Genomic DNA, 4,350 nt, shown 5'->3' with positions numbered 1-4,350 from the left:
CCGAGTGACCGCCGCTTGCTCCTTCGTCGCGTACGCGGCGGCCACTCGGACGCGAGCCGGGCCGCGAACGGCGGATGCTCGGTCTCGCTTCGCTCGGAACCGGGTGTCGAGCTGATGTCGCCAGTCGGTGTCGTCCAGCGAGGCCGGTCGCTGGGCCGTTACGGGTGTGGGCTCGGTTGCAGGGCGTCCCAGCCGTCGGCGGTGCCGTCGTGGCGCTGGGCGAGGCCGGCCATGCGCGAGCGTTCCTGGGAGCAGTGCAAGGCGTCCAGCAGTTGGACCCGCTGGAGGATCACCGTCTCGAGTTCGTCGCTACCCGGGCCGCCGACCTGCGGCGCGGGGGAGTAGCCGTCTCGTGCGGCGATCGCGCAGACGGTGGGCACGTGCCGCGGCGGGATGCGCAGGTGGTGCCGTAGCACCGCAGGCGCGTCCGGCGTCAGACCGGTCGCGCGCGCCAGCACGGCCGAGCACGCCTCCGTGTCGTCGAAGCAGGCCGCGACCACGACCAGATCCGCTCGCGCCGGGTCCAGTGCGGTGGGCCGGTCCCGCCGGAACAGCCGCCGCCACAGCCTCGGTCCCATATTCGTCTTCATCTCAGCTTCTCCTTACCCTCACCTGTCATGCTGGCCGGGCGTTCGTCCGCGCTACGTGACCCGTTCCGGGGGTCGCCGACCCCGCTCGCCCCCTGCCCCGCCTGGTCGAGAGCCTGTCCCTTCCTGCGTTTTCGGACACGGAGAAACGAGTTTCGTACCCGGGTTCGGCTGTCGTACTACGACGAGTCATACTTACCCCCGTGACGACCGCAGTAGGGACCCCAGGATCGGCCATTACCCAGCGTGTGCATTCGCTGAACCGGCCCAACATGGTCAGCGTCGGTACCATCATCTGGCTGTCCAGCGAGCTGATGTTCTTCGCAGGCCTGTTCGCGATGTACTTCGTCGCGCGCGCCCAGGCGCACGGTAACTGGCCGCCGGAGCCGACCGAGCTGAACCTGAAGCTCGCGGTGCCGGTCACGGCCGTGCTGGTCGCGTCGTCGTTCACCTGCCAGATGGGCGTGTTCGCCGCGGAGAAGGGCGACGTGTTCGGCCTGCGCCGCTGGTACGTCATCACGCTGATCATGGGCGCGTTCTTCGTCGGCGGCCAGGGCTACGAGTACACGAACCTGGTGCACGAGGGCACCTCGATCTCCAGCAGCTCCTACGGCTCGGTGTTCTACATCACCACCGGCTTCCACGGTCTGCACGTGATCGGCGGTCTGATCGCGTTCGTGTTCCTGCTGATGCGCACCAAGGTCAGCAAGTTCACCCCGGCGCAGGCCACCGCGGCGATCGTCGTCTCCTACTACTGGCACTTCGTCGACATCGTGTGGATCGGGCTGTTCGCCACGATCTACTTCGTCCGCTGATCGTGGCCGCCGCGCTGCCGAACGCGCGCGGTGCGACCCACGATCTTTCGCAGAAGTCGGTTCCGTCTACTCCAAAGGGACACAGATGAGTTCATCTCCCCCGTCCGCGCCAGAGCCCGCCAGCCCCGGGAACGGCCAGGCCAGCAAGACGCGCAGGCAGCGCCGCGTTCGCCGTCGCATCGCGGGCGGGCTTGCGCTGCTGGTGGGCCTCGTCGGAGCAGGCTTCCTGGCATCGGCCCTCACGCCGGACCCGCAGCGCGCGACCGCGCACGAGGACCAGTCCGCGCTCATCCGCGAGGGCCAGCAGCTCTACGACACGTCCTGCATCACCTGCCACGGCGCGAACCTGCAGGGTGTCGCCGATCGCGGTCCCAGCCTGATCGGCGTCGGCGAGGCCGCGGTCTACTTCCAGGTGTCCTCCGGGCGCATGCCGATGGCGCGTAACGAGGCGCAGGCGCAGCGCAAGCCCCCGAAGTTCGACGCCCATCAGACCGACGCGCTGAGCGCCTACGTGGCCGCCAACGGCGGCGGTCCGACCGTGATGCGCGACGCCGACGGCGAGATCGCCCAGGAGTCGTTGCGCGGTGACGACATCGCCCGCGGTTCGGAGCTGTTCCGGATGAACTGCGCGTCCTGCCACAACTTCACCGGACGCGGCGGCGCGCTGTCCTCCGGTAAGTTCGCGCCGCCGCTGGAACCGGCCAGCGAGCAGCAGATCTACGCTGCGATGCTCACCGGCCCGCAGAACATGCCGAAGTTCTCCGACCGCCAGTTGAGTCCGGAGGAGAAGCGCGACATCGTCGCCTACGTCAAGAACGCGACCGAGGAGCACAGCCCCGGCGGCTGGGACCTCGGCGGCTTCGGTCCCGCGACCGAGGCCCTGGCCATCTGGGTGGTCGGTATCACGCTCGTGGTCGGTGCCGCGATGTGGATCGGATCCCGGTCATGACCGGTCAGCGCCTGGAGGCGGTAGCTAGCGTGGCCACGGATGGCGCCCGGCCATGCCGAAAGGACACAGGTCATGAGCAGTAAGGAGCGAGACGACATGGGTCGCCCGGATGAGGGCCACGACGCGCAGCCGTCGAACGAGCACGCGGTGAACGCCACTCCGGCGGACCCCACCGAGGCGGAGCTCGACAAGCTGTCGCGCGACGAACTGGTCAAGCTCGGCACCGAGCGCGACGGCGTCGACGTCGCCTACCGCCGCGAGCGCTTCCCGATCCCGGGCACCCGGGCGGAGAAGCGCGCCGAGCGCGCGGTCACCTTCTGGTTCGCCGTTTCCGGCATCGCGGCCGCGGCGCTGGTCGGCGTGTTCCTGTTCTGGCCGTGGGAGTTCAAGGGCAAGGAGGAGGAGGGCCACGGGCTCTACTCGCTGTTCACCCCGCTGGTCGGCCTGACCTTCGGCATCTCGGTGCTGGTGATCGGTGTCGCGGTGGTGCTGATCCGCAAGCTGTTCATCCCCGCCGAACTGTCCATCCAGCAGCGGCACGACGGTCCGTCGCCGGAGGTCGAGCGCCGCACCCTGGTCGCCGAGCTGCAGGACGCGCTGGACACCTCCACCCTGGGCCGCCGCAAGATGATTACCCGCACCGCGGGCGCTGGTGTCGGCGTACTCGGCATCGGCGCGCTGCTGGTGTTCGTCGGCGGCATGATCAAGAACCCGTGGGCCAAGGGCGACAAGTCGCCGCTGTGGGTCTCCGGCTGGACTCCGGACTACCCGGGCGAGACCATCTACATCCGCCGCGACACCGGTCGCCCGGAGGACGTGGTGCTGGTGCGCCCGGAGGACCTGGACGCAGGCGCCATGGAGACGGTGTTCCCGTGGAAGGAGAAGTGGCGCGGTGACGAGCACGCGACGTTGCAGTCGCTGCGCGGCATCCGCAACGCCGTCATGCTGATCCGTCTGCGCACCGAAGACGCGCAGAAGGCGATCAAGCGCAAGGGTCAGGAGAGCTTCAACTACGGCGACTACTTCGCCTATTCGAAGATCTGCACCCACCTCGGCTGCCCCACCTCGCTGTTCGAGCAGCAGACCAACCGGATCCTGTGCCCCTGCCACCAGTCGCAGTTCTCCGCGACCGAGTGGGGCAAGCCGGTCTTCGGTCCCGCCGCTCGCGCGCTGCCGCAGCTGCCGATCACCGTCAACGCTGAGGGCTTCCTGGTCGCCAACGGCGACTTCATCGAGCCGCTCGGCCCGGCCTACTGGGAGCGCCGTTCATGAGTCCTTCAGTCGCAGCCCAAGCCAGCGAGGCGGACGAGCGGTACCGCGCCGCCGCGTTCATGAAGCGGTCGATCAACAAGGTCTTCCCGACCCATTGGTCGTTCCTGCTCGGCGAGATCGCGCTCTACAGCTTCATCATCCTGCTGCTGTCGGGCGTGTACCTGACCCTGTTCTTCGACCCGTCGATGAGCGAGGTCGTCTACAACGGCGCTTACCAGCCGCTTCGCGGTGTGACGATGTCGCGGGCGTACGAGACCGCACTGAACATCACCTTCGAGGTCCGCGGCGGTCTATTCGTGCGGCAGGTCCACCACTGGGCGGCACTGCTGTTCGCGGCCTCGATCATCGTGCACTTGTTCCGGATCTTCTTCACCGGCGCGTTCCGCAAGCCGCGTGAGGCGAACTGGGTGATCGGTTCGCTGCTGCTGATCCTGGCGATGTTCGAGGGCTTCTTCGGCTACTCGCTGCCCGACGACCTGCTGTCGGGCACCGGCCTGCGGGCCGCGTTCGGCGGCATCACGATGAGCATCCCGATCATCGGCACCTGGATGCACTGGCTGATCTTCGGTGGCGACTTCCCCGGCGAGATCATCATCCCGCGGCTCTACATCGCGCACGTGCTGCTGTTCCCCGGCATCATCCTGGCGTTGATCGCCGCGCACGTGGCGCTGGTGTGGTACCAGAAGCACACCCAGTTCCCCGGTCCGGGCCGTACCGAGAACAACGT

At 68.1% G+C, this 4,350-nt stretch carries 5 protein-coding genes; 4 read left to right on the top strand and 1 reads right to left on the bottom strand.

Annotated features, from left to right (window positions below; all coding sequences use genetic code 11):
- Positions 1–158: 158 nt before the first annotated feature.
- The gene (locus tag ABZ420_RS35875; RefSeq protein ID WP_357132623.1) at positions 159–590 is read right to left on the bottom strand and encodes a hypothetical protein; all 432 of its coding nucleotides are present in this window, start codon (positions 588–590) and stop codon (positions 159–161) included.
- Between the two features lie 200 nt (positions 591–790).
- Here ABZ420_RS35875 and ABZ420_RS35870 point away from each other — a divergent pair, with 200 nt between their 5' ends.
- The 4 genes from ABZ420_RS35870 to ABZ420_RS35855 form a co-directional block, all read left to right on the top strand.
- A complete protein-coding gene (locus ABZ420_RS35870; protein ID WP_040865892.1) occupies positions 791–1,402 on the top strand; it encodes a heme-copper oxidase subunit III in 612 nt (203 codons plus the stop codon).
- Positions 1,403–1,487: 85 nt separating this feature from the next.
- Positions 1,488–2,351 carry a cytochrome c gene (locus ABZ420_RS35865; RefSeq protein ID WP_357132620.1) on the top strand — a complete coding sequence of 288 codons (864 nt, stop codon included), beginning with the start codon at positions 1,488–1,490 and terminating at the stop codon, positions 2,349–2,351.
- 96 nt (positions 2,352–2,447) lie between these two features.
- Complete coding sequence (locus ABZ420_RS35860; protein WP_357132626.1) at positions 2,448–3,623, top strand: ubiquinol-cytochrome c reductase iron-sulfur subunit; 1,176 nt, start codon at positions 2,448–2,450, stop codon at positions 3,621–3,623.
- Positions 3,620–4,350, top strand: a 731-nt coding sequence (locus tag ABZ420_RS35855; RefSeq protein WP_357132617.1) for a cytochrome b, incomplete at its 3' end; no start/stop codon positions are given. The genes ABZ420_RS35860 and ABZ420_RS35855, both read left to right, overlap by 4 nt.

Origin of the sequence: Nocardia sp. NPDC005745 (assembly GCF_040630775.1) — a bacterium.
GTDB lineage: Bacteria > Actinomycetota > Actinomycetes > Mycobacteriales > Mycobacteriaceae > Nocardia.
Note: the sequence above shows the minus strand (reverse complement) of the source record. Positions and strands in the feature narration are given on the sequence as shown.

Coding starts and splice junctions, on each gene's coding strand:
- ABZ420_RS35865 (WP_357132620.1), top strand. CDS start 1,488: ATGAGTTCATCTCCCCCGTCCGCGCCAGAGCCCGCCAGCCCCGGGAAC.
- ABZ420_RS35860 (WP_357132626.1), top strand. CDS start 2,448: ATGGGTCGCCCGGATGAGGGCCACGACGCGCAGCCGTCGAACGAGCAC.
- ABZ420_RS35875 (WP_357132623.1), bottom strand. CDS start 590: ATGAAGACGAATATGGGACCGAGGCTGTGGCGGCGGCTGTTCCGGCGG.